Genomic DNA, 19,704 nt, shown 5'->3' on the forward strand with positions numbered 1-19,704 from the left:
TTTTATACCGGTTGGAAAGGTAGTAAAAGGTGCAAAACTAGGATTAAACCAACTTCCAAGTGCTGGCAGAAAAACAAGTCAAGCAACAGGTGCTGTGAAACGTGTAGATGGCCGGGATGTTACTAAGAGTATAGATAATGCTAAGCTAAGCCCATCAAATTATCCAAATCCAGACCCACCTATGTCTATACCACCTGTAAGATATGAGCCAAAAACAATTGAAGAAGTCATAAGAATGCGTCAAGGAAAAGGACCAACAACTAAAATGACGCATGGTGATAAAAATATTGAAGCACACCATAGATAACAAGTCCCTGTTAAAAATGGTGGGATATTAGATGAATTAGAACAAAGAACTCATAGAGGTGGAGGAAATCATACACGTCATGATAAACCTTCCCAGTTAACTCCTTCTCAAAGAGCCAAGGAAATTAGAGAACACTATAAAGAAAGAGGAAAAGAATATATACTACCAGGAGAAGGGATTTAAAAGGAGGAAAAGCAAGTGACAAGAGATGAGATTGCAAATTTATTAGATGGTATATTAGATAAAGAGTTAGGAATTTTAGATATTCCTTCGGCAAGTGATTGGGAAAATATCGAAAAAAAGTTTGGATGTCAATTTCCATCGGAATTTAAATTTTTTATAGAATTAATGTCTGAATATTCATTTCCAGGAGATATCTTAAATGTTTCCAATGGTAAAACAAATGGAAATGATACTATTGAATTTACCTATGATTATGAAATGAAACAGGGCAATTGGAAGGAAGAATTAATCCCGTTTTATAGTATAGGTAACGGGGACTACTTTTGCCTTCTTTCTAATGAGTGTCCAAACACAGGAGTTTACTATTATTCACATGAAGAAACTAATATAGATAAAGAAGCTAATAACTTTGAAGAATGGCTAAAACAGTTGCCGACTTTTTTGAATTAATAAAAAACCTTGATTGGCTAAATGCCTTTCAAGGTTTCTTTTTGTGGCACCTATCTAGTGCCGAATGAACCACTTATTATTTTAAGTTCCGATCAATTGATGTACCTATTGTGAGCTAAGTTGGATAGAATCAATTGGTCTTAATTTTGGCCTGGATGACGTGTACCAATGCCTACACAATATAATAACAATAATCAAGTCCACCACATCGCCACCATAATACATTAGCATTCCACCAATTTCTGCTTCTTCTTGTAGGACGCCGGATGGTGGATTAGCGTATATATATTTCGCCAAGATAGAATGGGCTGCTAATGCGAATAGTAAAACAATTGAACGGTAGATATAGCTTAATCGATGTGGGGTAGGATCAATATAGATCATAGATGCAGTAAATAAATATCCAGCAATAAAAATATGTGCATGGATAAAAAGGTATAATAGAATATGGTTATGCATTGCTGTGTATAGATTGGTTGTGTAAAGTAACCATAATCCTCCCATGTTTAAAATAGCTGCTATAATCGGGTGGTGTAGAAATTGGACAGATTTGAGCCGAAGGAAAGCGGTAAGTTTCTTAGCGTTCCTAGTAGATAGTGAACGAAGGATAACCGTCATAGGCGCACTTAGTACAATTAGTAAAGGTGCAAGCATTCCAAGAAGCAGGTGAGCGAGCATATGAATTTGGAAGTCTGTATGGGCCTGTCTTGCTACGGGGCCAGTTACTGCTAATATGGCACAAAGGATACCAAACGTAAAAAGAATGAAGCGATATATGGGCCATTTTTTAAATCGTTTATTAGACATAAAAATTGCAATAATGTAACCTGCATACCCAATAAGAAAAGGGGATATCAGGATTATTTCTGTATAGATAAGATTGCTTGTGTGTATCGGGTGTTCTAAATTCATATCGTTTCCTTCATTTTCTTTTTGGATTGGAGAATGAGTGATAGTCCAATAATCATTAGGGCCACAGCAAGTAAATTCCAGATTACATCATAGATGATGACATTATCCACATAACGAATTTGGTGAATCCGCATTATTTTGTGTTGAATAATTCCATCATATAAATTAAATGTACCAGCACCTAATAACACACTACCTTGCCATAATAGATAGGAGAATGCATCTCTTCTCCTCAAATCAGCTACTAAAAACAACCCACTAACTGTCGCCAACCAACTAAATGCATGAAAGAATCCATCCGAGATGAGGCCGATATTAGTGGTTGATCTGTCATAAAATTTATGCCAGTGGAGTATTTGGTGAAAGATTACTTCGTCTAAAAAAGCTACTAAACCAAGCCCGAACAGAACGCCGGATAGTATATTTCTTTTCACATAAGCTGTCTTATTAGTTGTTCTCATTGCTTCTGTCCTTTCCATTTACTTATTAACATTATCGACCTTTACTATATGCAGTATTCATCTAAACAGAGGAAAGTTGATAATTGCATACCTAGTTCTCTTTAAGATTAAATGGTAAATTAGTAGATAGAGTTTACTATTACATCCAAAGGGGTTTGTACATACCATGTCTTCGAAAGATTATTATTCACTTATTGAGGCTGCTATTGTTGCGGTTTTAGGTGGTTCATTGTTTTATCTGGTAAATACGCCACTTCCATGGGTATTAGGATCCTTGACCTTTGTGATGCTATGGCAAGGCCTTACAAAACGGACTTTATGTATTCCAAATTCTATACGCGATACAGGTTTTATTATTCTAGGAGTATACTTTGGCTTATATTTCACAAAGCAAACACTACTAACGGTAATTCCCTACCTTCTTCCATACATAGTTGCTACTTGTATATTAATCATAGCTTGTATAATTCTTGGTACACTAGTAACAAAATGGATTCATGTTGATAGAGTAACTAGTGTTTTCTCCTGTATTCCTGGTGGGCTTTCGGAAATGGCTATTGCCAGTGAATCATTAAAGGCAAATCCTTCTTTAGTCGTCATTTTTCAGACTATCCGATTGATTACGGTGTTATTTACTATTCCCCCATTTATGGTATATTTTCTTGGTAATATCGGTGGTGGGAGTTTCCAACGTGTAACAGGGGATATGATGTTAGGTAATGGATGGAGTTATTTATGGTTCCTGATTCCAATTGCTGCTGCCATTTTTTTAAGCAATAAAATACCAGCTGGAATTATCATTGGTGCCCTTGGTGTTACGGCCATTATGAATATTAGTCCGATTGATTTGAATTCGGTGCCATCAATTGTCATGAATGCTGGCCAGGTAGCAGTTGGCGCAAGCTTAGGTAAAAATATCTTATTTGATGATTTGAAAATTGGTGGTAAATATACCTTTGTATATTTTGGACTTTCTGTTACGATTATTACTATTTCATTTGGATTAGGGATATTACTTGCTGCCTTTACTTCGCTAGATTATGCAACAGCTATGCTCGCAATTGCACCTGGAGGGTTCTTTGAAATGGTGTTAACTGCTTATAATGTAGGTGGGGATCCAGCTATTGTAAGTGCCCTACAGCTAACTAGAATACTAATGATTGTACTTCTAGTACCTATATCGCTAAAGTGGTGGTTTAATAGAAAAGTAGGTGTAAAAGAGAGAGCGGAATAAAAGGTAATTGTACTTGTTATTGTTTAGTTTATCCAAGTATTTTAAAAAGCGGTTAAAATTCTATTCAGAACTTCCATAATTGGGAGTTCTTTTTTAGTTAACAACTTTAATAGAGCAAACAATATAAACTAAAAATTATTTACAATTGAAAATAAATGTATTATTATGAACAGTATGAAATAAATAAACACCATATTAAAACTTTTCTATTTGTTAGCGGTAAAACCATCTTAGGGAGACATCAAAAATGACTCTTTTTTATGATGGTTTTTTATAATTTTTGTAACCGTTTACTATATTTGAAATTATTTTAGTAAGTTCCTAATACATAGGAATTTATATATTAATAAATATGGAGGGAATATGATGAAGAAGACAATATTTTTTAGTATGTTTCTTTCACTTGTATTGGTATTAGGTGCTTGTGGAGACAGTACTGGTGGAACAGGAGATAATGCACTCGATGGTGAATTTGTAACCGTTCTCACAGGTGGGTCATCAGGGGTATACTATCCATTAGGTGGTGCAATGGCTAAAATCTATCAGGATATGGGGGCGAATGCAAATAGCCAATCCACTGCTGCAAGTTCGGCAAATATTACTACTCTAAATAAGGGGGACGCGGAAATAGGGTTCTCTATGGGGGATGCAGCAGCGGATGGATATGAAGGGATAGACAGCTTTGAAGAACAGGGTGCACAAGAAAATATTCGCTCTATCGCTTCACTTTATCCTAACTATTTACAAATAGTAGCTACTGTGGAATCAGGGATCAAAACGGTAGAAGACTTAGCGGGGAAAAGTGTTGCAGTAGGTGCACCTGCTTCCGGGACGGAAATTAGTGCGAAGCGTGTATTAGAAGCATACGGAATGAGTTATGACGATATAAATGAAGATTATTTATCATTCGCAGAAGGTGTAGAAGGAATTAAAAATGGAACTATTGACGCTGTTGTTATTTCTTCTGGCTTACCGAATGCAGGGGTAATGGAGCTACAAACAACTAATGATATCGTGGTTGTAGAAATTGCAGAAGATAAAGTGTTAGAAATGCAAGAGAAATATCCTGCCTTCTTCCCTGCGGTTGTTGCGGCTGATGTATATGATCTAGATGCTGATACACCAACTATTGGCGTAAACAATGTACTCCTAACACATAAGGATGTATCAGATGATGTTGCATATGCACTGACCAAAGGCATCTACGAGAATTTAGATACACTAAAGGATACACATAATGCGGCCAAGGATATTGATATCCAAAATGCATTACAGAACCTACCAGCTCCACTACACCCAGGAGCAAAAAAATATTTTGATGAGCAAGGGATTACAGAATAAATCAAAGCTTAAGTAGGAATAGGAATGAAGAAAAAATTAATCTATTTCATTATTATTCTACTGATTGTTACTGGAATCTTCCTGGTTCCAGTACAATCTGGAATTTTACTTACTAACCTAGAAGGAAAACCTTATCACTTTATCCCATGGGAAGGAAGAACACTCACCATAGGGTGGCGTCATTCGGTTGAATTAACCCCGTGGCAGGAAATCTATACCATCAATGATGATCATTCTTTATCGTTATCGGAGACTATCTATCAGTCTTATGGGGCTGGTACACCAGATACCGATGGGATGGTGGAATTTCTAGCTGATGGATATGTCCGTGTAACAGGAATAAAACGGGAAATACCTTTTTATTCTCTTTATTATGTCCCTATTTCGGATTATTCCTTAGCAGATGGGACAACCAGTTACCCTCTAAAAAAAATCGTTCCAGATTATCATCATATACAAATTCATTATAAATCAATCACACTTTTTGATTGGATTAGGATAAGTCTTATTTCTTAAGGAGGGATGGGCCAAATGAGTGAGGCGGTAAGGCCGGTAGAAGAATTATCAACGGAAGAACAAAAGAAGCTAATAGAAAAATATGATACCGAATCCAGATTCCGGAATTTTAATATTCCTTGGATGGTTCGTCTTGTTACATTTATTGCAGTTGGATTAGCACTTTTTCATCTCATTACATCGTTTACTGGACCATTAGTCACATTAAAGCACCGAGCTTTACATACCGGTGTGATTTTAGTGCTTGTATTTTTACTTTATCCTTCTCGTAAAAAAGCACCCCGGCAACGTGCAACAGTAATTGACTTTTTGCTAGCAATCATGGCGGTTGCTACCATTGTATATATCTTTACTGATTATATGGGGATTGTTAACCGAGCAGGGCTGCCGAACACGAGTGACTTCTTGTTTAGTCTATTAATTGTTATTCTCGTGCTGGAAGGTGGTCGGCGCGTAGTTGGTATTGGGTTAACGGTCTTAAGTGCATTGTTCTTATTGTACGCTTATTTTGGTCCATATCTTCCTAGACTGATTGCCCACCGTGGGTATTCAATTGAGGATATTACCACATACATGTATTTGACGACGGAAGGAATATTTGGTACAGCGATTGGTGTATCTGCTACCTATATTTTTCTGTTTGTATTGTTTGGGGCATTTCTAAATCGAACTGGCTTAGGTCAGCTATTCAATGATACTGCCATGGCGATTTCTGGTCATACGGCCGGAGGGCCAGCGAAAGTATCGGTTATCTCGAGTGGATTTTTAGGGTCAATAAATGGGTCAGCGATAGCAAACGTTGTCACGACCGGTTCTTTTACCATTCCATTAATGAAACGAACGGGTTATTCAAACAATTTTTCAGGCGCGGTAGAGGCGGCTGCATCTGTTGGCGGGCAAGTACTTCCACCGGTTATGGGGGCAACAGCCTTTATTATGGCAGAAACATTAGGTATGAAATATAGTGATATTGCACTTGCAGCGATTTTACCTGGGATACTTTACTATATGGGTGTCATCACCGTGGTCCATTTACGCGCAAAAAAACGTGGTTTACGCGGACTCACTCGTGAGGAGCTTCCTAGTTTAATAGAAGTCATGAAAGAGAGGGGCCATTTATTAATCCCATTAATTGTATTAATTTATATGCTATTTAACGGCTATACACCGATCTATGCAGCAGCATGGGCAATCATTACAACGATCGTCATTGCTATGATAAGAAAAAAGACTCGATTAAGTATTAAGGGGATTATTGGTGCACTAGAGGATGGAACTCGTAGCGCTGTTGGCGTGGCAATGGCTTGTGCGATGGTCGGTATTATTGTTGGAGTTGCCTCATTGACTGGGTTTGGCTTAAAAATGACATCCGCCATTCTTATTCTTGGACAAGATACGTTAATTCTAACCTTGTTCTTTACGATGATTGCTTCGATTATACTTGGAATGGGATTGCCATCTATTCCGACTTATATCATCACATCATCTATGGCTGCACCTGCCTTAGTACAATTTGGTATTGAGCCATTTGTATCCCACATGTTTGTATTCTATTTTGGAATACTAGCGAATTTAACACCACCTGTAGCGTTGGCGGCTTTTGCGGGAGCGGGTATTTCTGGTGGTAATCCGAATCGAACCGGATTTATCTCCCTCAAGCTTGCGGCAGCAGGGGTATTAGTACCATATATATTTGTCTACTCACCTGAATTGTTGATGCAGGGTACCAATGGATGGGAGATTGCATGGGTGGCAACAACGGCAGCTATTGGGGTCATAGCATTAGGAGCAGGTCTAGAAGGATATTTTATGACTACGATGGTATGGCCATTAAGAGTGATCACCATCATGGCCGCTGTAACCTTAGTGATACCAGGGGTATTAACCGATGCTATTGGACTCGGATTACTAGCATTAGTTGTTATCGTCCAATTCATAGTCAAGAAGCGAGTAACAAGTGCTCATGAAGAAGAAAAAATAGCTAAATAAGGCAACATGCTGGGATGTCATAGCGCGACATCCCTTCTATTTTAACTAGGGCAGTGATGTATTAAGCAGAGGTTGGTATTTACAAGTGTACATAAAATACTAGCGCTCATGCTGCGTATAGGACCAATAATAATTGCTTCTAAATTCATACTGATTCGATCAACTTAATGTATAGGAGGGCTTATGATGAATGACTTTTTAATTATAGGTGGAGGTATTGTAGGATTATCTGTAGGGCTAGCACTGTTAGAACGATATCCAGGATCCAATTTAGCTATCCTAGAGAAGGAATCGGATGTAGCGCAGCATCAGACTGGTCATAACAGTGGTGTCATTCATTCCGGAATTTATTATAAGCCTGGTAGTTACAAGGCTCGATTTGCCAAGGCAGGAAATGCAAGTATTCGAAAATTTTGCGAGGAGCATGATATCCCGCATGATATTTGTGGGAAAATCATTGTTGCAAAAAATGAAGAAGAGATGCCAGAACTAGGCAGGTTGTTTGAACGAGCAAAGCACAACGGTCTAGAGGTAACCTGGCTGACCAAAGATGAATTACTAGAGAAGGAGCCTTATGTTGCCGGAGTAGGCGGGATTTTCATACCTTCTACTGGAATAGTAGATTATGCAATGATATCACAGGTAATGGCGCGTCAAATCCGCTCACTTGGTGGGGAAATTATTACGAAAGCTGAGGTAGTCTTTGTAGACGAAAGAGAAGATGAGGTTATAGTAGAAACAAGAAATAATACGTATTCTACTAGATTCCTAGTGAATTGTGCTGGTTTACATAGTGACCGAATTGCGAGAATGGCAGGGTATCATGTTGATGTGAAAATATTTCCGTTTCGTGGTGAATATTTTGAGCTAAAGGAAGAGAAGCGTCATGTTGTAAGGAATCTCATTTACCCAGTTCCCAATCCGAATTTTCCATTTTTAGGTGTACATGTTACGAGAATGATCGACGGAACAGTAGAAGTAGGGCCGAATGCTGTACCTGGATTTAAGCGAGAGGCATATTTTAAGGCATCGTTTGATTGGAAAGATTTTGGTGAGATTATATCTTATCCAGTTTTTTGGAAGCTAGGATTAACCTATCTCAAAGAAGGGATGGAGGAGATGAGTAGGTCGGTGAGTAAGAAAAGGTTTGTAGATAACTTAAATCAGCTTCTTCCGAGTATTGAAGAAGATGATTTAGTTCCAGCCCCAGCAGGCGTTAGAGCACAAGCTCTAGGAAGTGACGGGAAGTTATTTGATGATTTCTTTATTATTGGTGGTAAGAATAGTGTTCATGTATGTAATGCGCCATCCCCTGCAGCGACTGCTAGTTTGGAAATTGGCAAGGAAATTGCTAGTCGGGTAGGGGTACGTTTAGGAGTATGAGAAGGACCTGAGTTGGTCCTTTTTTAATTAGGATTAAGAGTAGGGAGATGCTATGTTAATTCATCTTATGGATAATAGTAGGCTTGTATTTAGAAGGAAGATGAGAAGATAGTAAAAAATAAAATTTCGTGTAGGTGTTGACAATCATAGGAAACAGGAGTATTTTTTCTTTATTATGTTGAATTTAATCGAATGACACCTTATAATCGCTGAATCTGTTTCTTGAACGGGGGAACCAATACGGATGGTTTACTAGACCATCTGAAGGGGTGAATCTTACTAAGGTAAGAGGGGGTACTCTCAATCCCTAATCCGACAGCTAACCTCGTAAGCGTTACGTAATTTCTGAGAGAAGGGTCCGGGGTTTAACCGAAGACCATTCTATTTGAAATGGTCTTTTTTGGTGTTGATGGAAAGAGAGGCATTAATGAAAAAACAATTTGTAGTGATTGGCTTGGGCCAATTTGGAAGTAGTGTTTGTAAACAGTTGTATCAATTAGGTCACGATGTACTAGGTATCGATAATGATGCAGAAAATGTTAGAGCTAACTCGAATTATGCATCACATGTCGTTGTTGCGAATGCAACGGATGAAGATAAACTGAGAGCATTAGGTGTAAGAAATTTTGATTATGCTATCGTTGCCATCGGTGAAAAAATCCAACCGAGTATACTCTGTACGTTAATTCTTAAAGAGATAGGGGTTAAAAATATTTGGGTAAAAGCGCAAAACACCCAGCATCAGAAGGTTTTGGAGAAGGTTGGGGCAGATCGAATCATTAACCCAGAGGAGGAGATGGGGATTCGAATTGCAAATCAACTAGACTCGGATAAAATTATAGATTATATTGGCTTGTCGAAGGATTATAGTATTTTAGAGTTAAGAGCTACGAGTAAAATATCGAATAAAAGTCTAATTCAACTAGATATCCGTGCAAAATATGGTTGCAACGTTCTTGCAATTAAACGTGGTGAACAGGTTAATGTATCTCCAGCACCTAATGATAGGATTCATGAAGGAGATGTAATGGTAGTGATGGGGAATAATAAGAGTCTAAAGCGTTTAGAAGATAAGGGAATGTAGTATAGCAAATTGGGGGATGCAGTATGTTAACGATAGTAAAAAAGCATGAATTAAGTCCTTCACAGATAATCGTACTATTTTATGTGGTAGCTGTAGCAATCTCCGTTTGTTTGCTTAGTTTACCCTTTACAGTAAAGACAGGAGTTGATTGGTCATTTTTAGATATTCTGTTCACAGCAGTTAGCGCAGTGAGCGTTACTGGTTTGTCTGTAGTGAATACAGCAGATACCTTTAGCATACCAGGAATATTCATTTTACTTTTTATCCTTCAATTCGGTGGAATTGGTATTATGACACTTGGTACCTTTTTTGGTTATTAATAGGTAAAAAGATTGGTTTGAAAGAAAGAAGATTAATAGGAACCGATCAAAATCAATCCCAATTATCAGGTTTAGTTAAGCTGATGAAGCAAATATTGGCCATTATATTGTTAATCGAATTTATTGGAGCCATTATCTTAGGAACTTATTTTCTTAACTATTTCCCTACCTGGCAGGAAGCCTATTTACAAGGGTTATTTGCTTCTGTAAGTGCGACAACGAATGCAGGATTCGATATTACTGGAAGCTCCCTCATTCCTTTTGCTAAGGATTACTTTGTGCAATTGATTACTATTATATTGTTAACTTTAGGGGCAATTGGTTTTCCCGTTTTAATCGAGGTAAAGGATTTTATGAAGCATAGTAAGAGCAATTCTACAATTCGGTTTTCTTTATATACGAAATTAACGACAATTACATTTTTTGCTTTAATGGCTTTTGGAACGATTGTTATTCTGTTATTTGAAGCCAATCACTTTTTTGCAAATAAAAGCTGGCATGAATCCTTCTTTTATGCATTATTTCAATCTTCTACTACGAGAAATGGTGGCTTAGCAACGATGGATGTCAGTCTATTTTCTAATCCAACATTACTAATGCTATCTTTCTTAATGTTTATTGGAGCATCTCCGAGTTCTGTAGGAGGTGGAATAAGAACCACAACATTTGCAGTTATCCTGTTATTAATTTTTTCTTTCGCTAAAGGAAGGAAGAATATAAAGATATTTGGACGTGAAATACATGAAGATGATATTCGAAAATCGGTTGTGGTTAGTTTCCTTGCCATGATTATTTGCTTCATTGGAGTGGCGATTCTATCTGCTACGGAAAGCTTTACATTCATGCAAATTGTATTTGAGGCAAGCTCTGCATTTGGTATGACTGGATTATCGATGGGGATAACACCAGAACTAAGTTCGATTGGGAAAGTGGTAATTATTGCGTTGATGTTTATTGGAAGGATTGGGATCTTATCCTTTATCTTTATCTTCCATGGTAATAAAAAGGATGTTAACTACCATTATCCGACGGAACGCATTATTGTTGGATAATGAGGATAGGAAACATATCAAGTAATGTAAGCTAAGTATTTACGTATAGAGACAAGAACGGTTTGTGATAATTTTTGCTCTAGGCCTTAGGTGAGCGTTTTTGAGAAGAGGTCACCTAAGGCCTATCCTTTAATCTATGGGAATTACCCGATTTACACTAGAGAATCATTGGGATTTTTCAATCAACCATGTCATCAAGTCCAACTCTTATAACGCTTTAACTAATCCACCGTCAACTAGCAAGGTTTGTCCTGTTACATAGGTATTCGCAGCAGAACATAGAAAAACAGCTTGTTTAGCGAATTCTTCTGGATTCCCGTAGCGACCAATTGGGATACTCTTCTCAGTAGATGATTTTACTTCATCATAGGTTACACCAAGCTGCTCTGCACGGACCGTATCTAGGTGCTCCACACGTTCAGTAGCAATCCGTCCTGGTCCGATGGTGTTAATTAAAATATTGTCCTGGGCTAGCTCCTGGGAGAGGCTCTTTGCCAATCCAACTACCCCTGCACGGAATGTATTCGATAAGATAAGATTGTCTAATGTTTGTTTAATGGATGATGAAGTGAAGTTAATGATATGACCACTTCTTTGTTGTTTCATATAAGGTAGAACTTCACGGATTGCTCTAATATAGCTAAGCAAATTTAATTCAAATGCGTTCTGCCATGCCTCATCATCAAAATGTTCGAATCCGCCTGCTGGAGGTCCCCCTGCATTGTTTACTAATACATCAATCTTTCCGTTACTTTCGATTGCGAATTGTACTAATTCTTTAATATCAGCCGAGTTTGTTACATCACAGGTTTTGTAGGAAACATGGTTGTTTGACGTGAATTTTTGAATTTCCGAGACAGCAGCTTTTAAATCGCTTTCATGACGACTTGAAATAATGACATGTGCCCCCTCTTGTGTAAACTGAAGTGCAGTAGCTTTTCCAAGTCCTTTACTAGCAGCCATTACAATGACAGATTTTCCTTTTAAGCCAAGATCCATATGTATTACCTCCTCGTATTTCCGTTAACATAATTATAACATAGCGGATGGATAGAATAGTCGAATGACGATGCGTTTTGGAATAATACTATGCCCTTTTTAAACTAAAAAAATCGGCGCATAGCACCGATTCATCTAGTTTTTCTTAAACTTACTTCCAGTACTATTAGCTCGTAATTGAGCTAATAGATCTGTCGTCTTTTCTTTTACCCTTTTTTCTGCTTCCGTATTAATTGCAATGATATGATACGAACTGTTCCGTTTCTCCATTTCAAAAATAGTGTCGACATGGCTGCCTTCTGGAAGCTTTTCTTTCGGTATAATCAGTTCCGCTTTATCTTCCTCTATTAAAATGACAGCTAGATTTCCTTCGAATCGATCTAGGACTCCTTGCATCATGCTTCCCTCCAAATAGTTAGCTAACACAGGCCATTCCTTGTGCTTCGATATCCTTTATTCTACCATCTCCAATGCCGTTTATCCGTTTTAGATCCTTTATAGAATGGAATGGTCGTAAGTCAATTAAGTCTTGTGCTCGTTCTGAACTAATATGAATGATTTGCTGAAGCTCCTCGTAGGAGGCAGTGTTAATATCAATACAGCTAGAATTTGCCTCTTCATTCGATTTACTTGCTTCATTTGAATTAGAAGTGTTCTCAGAGCTAATATTCGATGAACTATTTTTACTTGTGACAGTTCCATCTCTTTCCGTCTTCACAGCGTATTCTTTTCCATCTGTTGTTACAATAATCGTGCCATTTACATCTGTTCCGTATAAATCAATACCAGCATTGGTGATGTATGAAATAACTTCACGATGTGGATGACCGTATTTGTTATCTACACCAGCACTATAAATAGCTATCTCAGGGCTTACAGCACTAATAAATGATGGGTCACTGGAAGTGCTAGAACCGTGGTGGCCTAGCTGTAAAATATCAGCATTTACGTCAAAACCAACTGTCATCATTTGTTTTTCCGCATCACGATCCGCATCACCAGTAAACAGGAATTTCACATCACCATAAGTGAAGAGTACAGAAATAGATTCTTCGTTTGGTTTACCAGTAATAGACTGTGGATGAAGAACTTTTAAATTTAAAGGTCCGATATTAAATTCTTCACCTGCTCGTGGTTCATGGTAGTTTGCTCCACTACTAACGATTGCTTCTAATACACGTTGGAATGTACTAGAAGTACTTTCGTTACCAGATAACCATACCTCAGTTACCTCATATGTATTGATTACATCTGCAAGCTGTCCAATATGATCAGCATCCGGATGACTTCCGATAACAAGGTCGAGCTTAGATACCCCTTGTGAATGTAAATAGTTTACTACTTCATTGCCACGCCAATCCCCAGCATCAAATAAAATATTGTGGTTACCATATTGAAATAATGTTGCGTCTGCTTGCCCTACATCTATATAGTGAACCTGTAATTCAGCTAGATTTTCCGTTGACTTGGAATCGCCTTGCTCTTTACGACGGCCTTCTGTTTGTTCATCTGGTATGACATGATCAGAGGTTGGTTCTGTTTGGGCTTTTTCTATATCTGTTGCTAAATCCTCATTTGTTTCTAGGTTCGCTCCTTGGCCGCAAGCAGCGAGAATAATTGTGAGAAACAAAGATGCTATTAATTTTTTGTACAAGTCTACTCCCCCAGTATTCTATACTACGTTTATCGTAACAAATTCACTACTGGAAATCTAGAACACTGCTAGTACGAGAATATTGAAAAGAAAACATGAAGGAAGAGTGGAAAATACTTATGTTTACATTTTTTTCATACTTTGCAGAGGAGAAAGTGACTAATTAAGCGTTAAAAAAATTATACTATCTATCAATACAGCTAACAAAATGAGATTTTACTAAGATGAAAATTACTATAGTTATTGGCATACTTAGCGGAAAAGGGGAGATGAAGATGGTTAAGTGCAAAGTAATTAGGGTACTTTTACTATTTCTCTTGATTGGTAAGGTATTGTTGATAATCATCTTTGTGGAAAGACTAGTAATGGAAGCCTTTAGTCAACCAGCAGAAGAAAAAGTTCATGTAGCAGGTGTAGTTGACAGAATAGAGGATGGGGAGATCGTCGTTATCCTAGTCGAGGAATCGAAACTGGAATTGATGGTCGAAATGAGTGCATTTGATATAGCACTAATCCCACATGTCTGGTTGGATATTGCATTTTCTAAGGGGAAAATCGTGGATATAGCTATTGATTGGAAGCGGACGAATAGGGAACGTAATAGAGTAAATGGGTTATTAGAAAAGCTTCGGTAAGAAATAAAGAGTGAGTCATCTCTCTTCTGTTTACACAACATTATAATATTTTTACATAGAAATTACATTATTTTCACAATTGACAGAAAGTAAAATGGGATACTTTAACTAAGGTTAATTCGGAGTGGAGGGAACAGGATGAAACGAGTGAAAAAAGCTATTATTCCAGCAGCAGGTCTAGGTACTCGATTTTTGCCAGCTACCAAAGCGATGCCGAAGGAGATGCTACCAATAATTGATCGTCCAACAATTGATTATATTGTAGAAGAGGCAAAGCATGCAGGTATTGAAGATATTATTATTGTAACCGGTAAAGGGAAGAGAGCAATCGAAGACCATTTTGATATAAATTTTGAGTTGGAAAATAATTTGATAGAAAAAGGAAAGCTTTCCTTGCTCGAGAAAATTCAATCTTCCTCAAACGTAGAAATACACTATATTAGACAAAAAGAACCAAAGGGACTAGGTCATGCGGTTTGGTGTGCACGGAAATTTATTGGAGAGGAACCGTTTGCTGTTCTTTTAGGTGATGATATTGTTCGTGCAGAAACTCCTGGAATAAAGCAGTTAATGCTCCAATATGACAAAGTAGGCTCGTCTGTTGTTGGGGTTCAGGAGGTTTCTATGGAGGAAACAGAACGGTATGGAATCGTTGAACCACGGAAAAATCAAGGTAGATTACATGTTGTTAACCGTTTTGTAGAAAAACCAAAACTAGGAACAGCACCTAGTAATCTAGCTATCATGGGGCGTTATGTCCTCACTCCGGCCATTTTTGATATTTTAGAGTATCAAGCACCTGGGGCAGGAGGGGAAATACAGTTAACTGATGCCATTAATCAACTAAATCAAATAGATCAAGTCTATGCATACGAGTTTGAAGGTAGGCGATATGATGTTGGGGAAAAATTAGGGTTTCTCCGGACAACGGTAGAGTTCGCCCTAGAGGATAAGGAGCATCGGGAGCAGGTGGAGCAAATGTTGAAAGAATTGATAGAGCGGTATAGCTCTCGTGAGGTGTCACAATGAAAATTGCTGTGATCGGAACTGGCTATGTGGGGCTTGTAACGGGGGTTAGTTTAGCAGAAATTGGACATCATGTACGGTGTGTAGATGTCGATGTAAGAAAAATAGAGCAATTAAGAACTGGGAAAGTAACGATCTGGGAGCCAGGATTAGAGGAGCTTATGGTTAAAAATATGGCAAAAGGACGATTATACTTTACGACAGATTACGAGGTTGCATTGGAGCAAGCGCAAGTAATCTATATAGCTGTCGGTACACCAGAGAGTGAAGATGGTTCTGCTAATACGCAATTTGTTGAACAAGCAGCAAAACAAATCGCCACTACGATACGAGATGATGTAGTAGTTGTTATGAAGAGTACGGTACCTGTAGGAACAAATGATAGAATTTATCAGGTTTTACAAGAACATCTTAAACATAATGTTAGAGTAGATGTTGTTTCGAATCCGGAATTTTTGCGCGAAGGTTCTGCTATAGAAGATGCTTTTCGAGGAGACCGAATGTAGTTGGGGCGAATAATCTTAAAGCGTTTGAAATGCTAGAAGAAGTGAATAAGCCCTTTGGTATCCCGATATTTAAAACAGACATTCGAAGTGCAGAAATGATTAAATATGCTTCCAATGCATTTCTAGCGACAAAGATAAGCTTTATAAATGAGATAGCCAATATTTGTGAACGAGTTGGAGCAAATGTTGATTTAGTTGCACAGGGAATGGGAATGGATAAGCGGATTGGTCACCCGTTTTTGAAAGCAGGAATTGGCTATGGTGGTTCATGTTTTCCGAAGGATACGAAGGCTTTAATTCAACTGGCAGGGAATGTAGCTTATGATTTTAAACTGTTGGAAGGCGTCGTAAAAGTTAATCAAGAACGGCAAACCATTCTAGTGGAGAGACTTTTAGAACGATTTCACTCTATTGAAGGGAAACAAATTACGGTCCTAGGGTTATCCTTTAAGCCTAATACAGATGATATGCGGGAAGCGACATCTATCATCATTACGGAATCCTTAATCCAATTATGTGCTCATGTTGTCTGTTATGATCCAGTTGCTATGGACAACGCAAAAGGAATATTAAATACAGAGATAACTTTTGCTAGCAATATGATAGAAGCGTTAGGAAATAGTGATGCTGCTCTAATTTTAACCGAGTGGGATGAATTTAAAGAGGTGGATGTTCAGGTCTTCAAGCAGATGAAGTCACCAATTGTTTTTGATGGGAGAAATTGCTACGCACCAGAGGTGATGGCTGAAATGCAAATCGAATACTATTCGATTGGTAGACCGAATATACCAATAACGATAGTTAAATAAATGGCCGATGTTATCTAATATGTGTAGTTTAAAAAAGCGCTCAGTACCCAATAAGAGCAAGTAGAGTTGAAAAGGGTAACAGAGGATGCACCTCAGTACCCAAAATGTGTATGTAACGATGAAAAAGGTAACAGAGAGAGCGCCTCAGTGCCCAAAAAGAGCGAGCAGAGCTAAAAAAAAGGTAACAGAGAAAGTTCCTCTGTTACCTAGATGTACATAAATCCCCAATAAAGGTAATGGAGATAGTTCCTCTTCTTATATGAGGCTGCCATTTTTTAATGAATTGCACTCTTGAATTTGCCACCATGTGCTTCTTGCGCATCAATAATGGTTATAAATGCTTTTGGATCGGTTTCATATACAATCGATTTTAATTTAGCTATTTCGAGACGTGTTAAGACCACAAATATGACCTCTTTATCCTCTTCTTTGTACCCGCCTTTACCATACAGGTTTGTAATCATACGACCAAGACGTTCCTGAATGGCTTCACCAACATCGACATATTCATTAGTAACAATTACAGCTGCTTTTGTATCACCAGTAAGTCCTTGACCAACGAAGTCAATCGCTTTAGAGGCAATAAAGTACGTAATGATGGAGAACATGGCTTGCTCCCATCCTAAGACAAATCCTGCCCAAGCGAAAATGAAAATATTAAAAAACATAACAAATTCGCCAACTGAAAATGGTAATCTGCGAGCAAGGAGAATTCCAAGAATTTCTGTACCGTCTAAGGCACCACCATTACGAATAACGATACCTACTCCAATACCAAGAATGAGACCACCAAAGACAGTCGCAAGTAATGGTTCCTCTGTTAGTGCTGGAACATGGTGTAAGGTTGGTTCAATCAAAGCTAGGGCAATGATACTAAAAAGTGATGCAATAACAAAGCTTTTTCCAATATATTTATAACCAGCGATTAAGAATGGAAGGTTAATGATAAGTATTAGAATACCGAAGTTAAATCCAGTTAAATTATTTGTAATTAAAGAGATACCTATTACTCCACCATCTATAATGGTATTTGGTACTAAAAATAATTCCAGAGCCACAGCTGCTAGTGTTGCGCCGATGAGCATCATAATATAGCGACGAATAATACTAGGTATAGATTCCTTTTTATGCTGTTTTCCCATTGGATACACCTTCTTAACTAAATTTCAAAAAAATGTTACGTTTATAGTATACATGAAATAGCATTATGATGCGTTGTTAAAGTAGACAATCATGTAAATCCAATGGGGGTTTTAAAATGGACATTTGGTATGCTAGTTATGGGTCTAATTTGATGAAAGATAGACTTTTAGCCTATATTTATGGGGGGAAGCCACCAGGATCGAATCAATCGGAACAAGGATGTCGAGATAAAACGACACCAAAGGATAGTAAGCGCATCGATATACCATTTCCACTTTACTTTTCCAAGGAGCGAAGTAAATGGGGCGAAGGTGGGGTAGCATTTATCGGGACAGATGCTTCGAATGAAGAAAAAACGATTGGGAGAATGTATTTAATAACGGAAGAACAATTTCAGGATGTTGTATCCCAAGAAAACAATGGATTGCAAGTAAAATTAGATTTAATAGAAATAGAGCGTAAAGGATATATTGATATTCATCATGGTTGGTATGATCGCATGGTGTACTTAGGGAAGAGAGACGGTGCTCCAATCTTCACCTTTACGAGTAGTCTGCCAATAAGCAATGTTACGTTTACTAAACCGTCCGTACCCTATTTAAACGTCATTGCATGTGGATTAATGGAACTTGGGCTTGGGGAAGACGAAATAGTAGATTATTTAATGGCTAAAGAAGGTATTAAAGAAGAAATTACTATAGATTCACTACGAAATTATATCCGTAAATGAAAAAGGAGTTTGGTCCCCAAACTCCTTCTTATAATCTTACCTTTATTCTAGAATGTTTATCGCCCTTGTAATAAAAAATTCCTTCCATTATCTGCGTATCAGGAAATTCCAAGCTATCCCAATAATATTTTAATGCTTGCGCTTGATCCACTATTTTGTTGAAGTTTTCTAAAGCAAGGATAGAGTTGACATGTAATTGATATCCTTCATCGATATAAGTAAGGAAAAGCTTTAATTTCTCATAGGTTAGTCGATTGTTATGCTGGAAAACAGCTGGGTAAAGTACAGATCGATAGTTTTGTAATTTTGGATTTGTGGCTATGGAATTGATGAGTTGAATACGATTATGTTTTATCGCAAGGTCTTTATATTTTTCGGGTATGGTTGAGTCAAATAATAGCTGGTAAATGTTTTCTTTGGTACATCTGGTATGTTTGCAAATACTGGCTATATCGTTACGGGTCTCCTTGAGCAAAAGGGTAATATATTCGTATTTCAATCTATGATTAACTCTTTCTTGCATGCAGGACTGAAATAATTGGTATGTCCATTCTAACAAGGTGATATGTGGATTAGTTATGACATAGACCGGGATGCTTCTATGGAAATCTATTGAGTATAGCTTATTATAAGCTTCAATCCCCTTTGCGAGTAGGAAGTCATTTTGTTGGTTTCGAATAATATGAATATATGGTATATGGGTTTCCATATGGTTCTGATATGCATATCTAGTTAGTGGAATAGTATTCGTGTGACGGGCATTAATTTTCTGAAATGGAACCCATTCGATTCGGATTATATCCAATTGACTCGGGCCCCCTTTCTATTGTTTGTAAAAGATATGAATAGGATAAATTGTCCTATGCCATTTTATGATGTTGTGATTGTATTCAGAGGTTAAATGTTGTTGAAATACATTAATGAATATAGAAAGGGATTAAATGATTTCCGTTCCAATGCCATACAAGCA

General features: G+C 37.6%; 17 protein-coding genes, 3 pseudogenes and 1 riboswitch. Of the genes and pseudogenes, 13 read left to right on the forward strand and 7 right to left on the reverse strand.

Annotation, left to right across the window (positions count from 1 at the left end):
- Together KGF86_RS19400 and KGF86_RS15355 are read left to right on the forward strand one after the other, a co-directional pair.
- Positions 1–307 (forward strand): annotated as a pseudogene (locus tag KGF86_RS19400) (hypothetical protein); the annotation flags it as partial.
- 198 nt (positions 308–505) lie between these two features.
- On the forward strand, positions 506–940 hold the full coding sequence (locus KGF86_RS15355; protein WP_211742378.1) for an SMI1/KNR4 family protein: 435 nt from the start codon (positions 506–508) through the stop codon (positions 938–940).
- Positions 941–1,045: 105 nt separating this feature from the next.
- Here KGF86_RS15355 and KGF86_RS15360 read toward each other — a convergent pair whose 3' ends face one another.
- Together KGF86_RS15360 and KGF86_RS15365 are read right to left on the reverse strand one after the other, a co-directional pair.
- Positions 1,046–1,852: a cytochrome c oxidase assembly protein gene (locus KGF86_RS15360; RefSeq protein ID WP_211742379.1), complete on the reverse strand. Its 807-nt coding sequence runs from the start codon at positions 1,850–1,852 to the stop codon at positions 1,046–1,048.
- On the reverse strand, positions 1,849–2,331 hold the full coding sequence (locus tag KGF86_RS15365; protein ID WP_246521622.1) for a DUF2243 domain-containing protein: 483 nt from the start codon (positions 2,329–2,331) through the stop codon (positions 1,849–1,851). The genes KGF86_RS15360 and KGF86_RS15365 overlap by 4 nt, the downstream gene beginning before the upstream one ends.
- A gap of 148 nt (positions 2,332–2,479) precedes the next feature.
- On the opposite strand from KGF86_RS15365, the gene KGF86_RS15370 reads away from it, so the two are divergent.
- From KGF86_RS15370 to KGF86_RS15400, 7 genes and pseudogenes are all read left to right on the forward strand, one after another.
- The gene (locus tag KGF86_RS15370; RefSeq protein ID WP_211742380.1) at positions 2,480–3,547 is read left to right on the forward strand and encodes an AbrB family transcriptional regulator; all 1,068 of its coding nucleotides are present in this window, start codon (positions 2,480–2,482) and stop codon (positions 3,545–3,547) included.
- A gap of 366 nt (positions 3,548–3,913) precedes the next feature.
- Entirely contained in the window at positions 3,914–4,888 is a 975-nt protein-coding gene (locus KGF86_RS15375; RefSeq protein ID WP_211742381.1) for a TAXI family TRAP transporter solute-binding subunit, read from the forward strand.
- Positions 4,889–4,912: 24 nt separating this feature from the next.
- Entirely contained in the window at positions 4,913–5,404 is a 492-nt protein-coding gene (locus KGF86_RS15380) for a DUF1850 domain-containing protein (RefSeq protein WP_211742382.1), read from the forward strand.
- Positions 5,405–5,419: 15 nt separating this feature from the next.
- Positions 5,420–7,393 (forward strand): TRAP transporter permease, encoded by a 1,974-nt coding sequence (locus KGF86_RS15385; protein WP_246521623.1) that lies wholly within the window; start codon positions 5,420–5,422, stop codon positions 7,391–7,393.
- A gap of 186 nt (positions 7,394–7,579) precedes the next feature.
- On the forward strand, positions 7,580–8,776 hold the full coding sequence (gene lhgO / locus KGF86_RS15390; RefSeq protein ID WP_211742384.1) for an L-2-hydroxyglutarate oxidase: 1,197 nt from the start codon (positions 7,580–7,582) through the stop codon (positions 8,774–8,776).
- A 197-nt stretch (positions 8,777–8,973) separates the two neighbouring features.
- Positions 8,974–9,125: riboswitch (cyclic di-AMP (ydaO/yuaA leader) on the forward strand.
- Between the two features lie 78 nt (positions 9,126–9,203).
- Positions 9,204–9,860 (forward strand): potassium channel family protein, encoded by a 657-nt coding sequence (locus tag KGF86_RS15395; protein WP_186870462.1) that lies wholly within the window; start codon positions 9,204–9,206, stop codon positions 9,858–9,860.
- A 23-nt stretch (positions 9,861–9,883) separates the two neighbouring features.
- Positions 9,884–11,232 (forward strand): annotated as a pseudogene (locus KGF86_RS15400) (TrkH family potassium uptake protein).
- A gap of 207 nt (positions 11,233–11,439) precedes the next feature.
- Here the strand turns inward: KGF86_RS15400 and KGF86_RS15405 are convergent.
- The 3 genes from KGF86_RS15405 to KGF86_RS15415 all read right to left on the reverse strand — a co-directional run bounded on the left by KGF86_RS15405 (position 11,440) and on the right by KGF86_RS15415 (position 13,885).
- The gene (locus tag KGF86_RS15405; RefSeq protein WP_211742385.1) at positions 11,440–12,231 is read right to left on the reverse strand and encodes an SDR family oxidoreductase; all 792 of its coding nucleotides are present in this window, start codon (positions 12,229–12,231) and stop codon (positions 11,440–11,442) included.
- 135 nt (positions 12,232–12,366) lie between these two features.
- Entirely contained in the window at positions 12,367–12,630 is a 264-nt protein-coding gene (locus KGF86_RS15410; RefSeq protein ID WP_211742386.1) for a DUF3006 domain-containing protein, read from the reverse strand.
- Positions 12,631–12,646: 16 nt separating this feature from the next.
- Complete coding sequence (locus KGF86_RS15415; RefSeq protein ID WP_211742387.1) at positions 12,647–13,885, reverse strand: MBL fold metallo-hydrolase; 1,239 nt, start codon at positions 13,883–13,885, stop codon at positions 12,647–12,649.
- A 275-nt stretch (positions 13,886–14,160) separates the two neighbouring features.
- Between KGF86_RS15415 and KGF86_RS15420 the strand changes: the two genes are divergently transcribed.
- From KGF86_RS15420 to KGF86_RS15430, 3 genes and pseudogenes are all read left to right on the forward strand, one after another.
- On the forward strand, positions 14,161–14,520 hold the full coding sequence (locus KGF86_RS15420; RefSeq protein WP_211742388.1) for a hypothetical protein: 360 nt from the start codon (positions 14,161–14,163) through the stop codon (positions 14,518–14,520).
- A gap of 138 nt (positions 14,521–14,658) precedes the next feature.
- Positions 14,659–15,549, forward strand: coding sequence for a UTP--glucose-1-phosphate uridylyltransferase GalU (gene galU, locus KGF86_RS15425; protein WP_211742389.1), 891 nt, complete (start codon positions 14,659–14,661; stop codon positions 15,547–15,549).
- A pseudogene (locus tag KGF86_RS15430) lies at positions 15,546–16,861 on the forward strand (UDP-glucose dehydrogenase family protein). Before galU ends, KGF86_RS15430 begins: the two are co-directional and overlap by 4 nt.
- Positions 16,862–17,136: 275 nt before the next feature.
- On the opposite strand, the gene KGF86_RS15435 reads toward KGF86_RS15430, so the two are convergent.
- Positions 17,137–18,003, reverse strand: a complete 867-nt coding sequence (locus KGF86_RS15435; RefSeq protein WP_186870454.1) for a YitT family protein — start codon at positions 18,001–18,003, stop codon at positions 17,137–17,139.
- Between the two features lie 116 nt (positions 18,004–18,119).
- Here KGF86_RS15435 and KGF86_RS15440 point away from each other — a divergent pair, with 116 nt between their 5' ends.
- Positions 18,120–18,734 carry a hypothetical protein gene (locus KGF86_RS15440; RefSeq protein WP_186870453.1) on the forward strand — a complete coding sequence of 205 codons (615 nt, stop codon included), beginning with the start codon at positions 18,120–18,122 and terminating at the stop codon, positions 18,732–18,734.
- Between the two features lie 28 nt (positions 18,735–18,762).
- On the opposite strand, the gene KGF86_RS15445 is transcribed toward KGF86_RS15440, so the two are convergent.
- On the reverse strand, positions 18,763–19,539 hold the full coding sequence (locus tag KGF86_RS15445; RefSeq protein WP_211742390.1) for a hypothetical protein: 777 nt from the start codon (positions 19,537–19,539) through the stop codon (positions 18,763–18,765).
- Positions 19,540–19,704: the final 165 nt, after the last annotated feature.

Source organism: Ornithinibacillus massiliensis, assembly GCF_018310345.1.
GTDB classification, from domain to species: domain Bacteria; phylum Bacillota; class Bacilli; order Bacillales; family Amphibacillaceae; genus Ornithinibacillus; species Ornithinibacillus massiliensis.

Bases quoted from the DNA above. Each gene is read 5' to 3' on its own strand.
- KGF86_RS15360 (WP_211742379.1), bottom strand. From the start codon at position 1,852: ATGAATTTAGAACACCCGATACACACAAGCAATCTTATCTATACAGAA.
- KGF86_RS15365 (WP_246521622.1), bottom strand. From the start codon at position 2,331: ATGGAAAGGACAGAAGCAATGAGAACAACTAATAAGACAGCTTATGTG.
- KGF86_RS15370 (WP_211742380.1), top strand. From the start codon at position 2,480: ATGTCTTCGAAAGATTATTATTCACTTATTGAGGCTGCTATTGTTGCG.
- KGF86_RS15375 (WP_211742381.1), top strand. From the start codon at position 3,914: ATGAAGAAGACAATATTTTTTAGTATGTTTCTTTCACTTGTATTGGTA.
- KGF86_RS15380 (WP_211742382.1), top strand. From the start codon at position 4,913: ATGAAGAAAAAATTAATCTATTTCATTATTATTCTACTGATTGTTACT.
- KGF86_RS15385 (WP_246521623.1), top strand. From the start codon at position 5,420: ATGAGTGAGGCGGTAAGGCCGGTAGAAGAATTATCAACGGAAGAACAA.
- lhgO (WP_211742384.1), top strand. From the start codon at position 7,580: ATGAATGACTTTTTAATTATAGGTGGAGGTATTGTAGGATTATCTGTA.
- KGF86_RS15395 (WP_186870462.1), top strand. From the start codon at position 9,204: ATGAAAAAACAATTTGTAGTGATTGGCTTGGGCCAATTTGGAAGTAGT.
- KGF86_RS15405 (WP_211742385.1), bottom strand. From the start codon at position 12,231: ATGGATCTTGGCTTAAAAGGAAAATCTGTCATTGTAATGGCTGCTAGT.
- KGF86_RS15410 (WP_211742386.1), bottom strand. From the start codon at position 12,630: ATGATGCAAGGAGTCCTAGATCGATTCGAAGGAAATCTAGCTGTCATT.
- KGF86_RS15420 (WP_211742388.1), top strand. From the start codon at position 14,161: ATGGTTAAGTGCAAAGTAATTAGGGTACTTTTACTATTTCTCTTGATT.
- galU (WP_211742389.1), top strand. From the start codon at position 14,659: ATGAAACGAGTGAAAAAAGCTATTATTCCAGCAGCAGGTCTAGGTACT.
- KGF86_RS15435 (WP_186870454.1), bottom strand. From the start codon at position 18,003: ATGGGAAAACAGCATAAAAAGGAATCTATACCTAGTATTATTCGTCGC.
- KGF86_RS15440 (WP_186870453.1), top strand. From the start codon at position 18,120: ATGGACATTTGGTATGCTAGTTATGGGTCTAATTTGATGAAAGATAGA.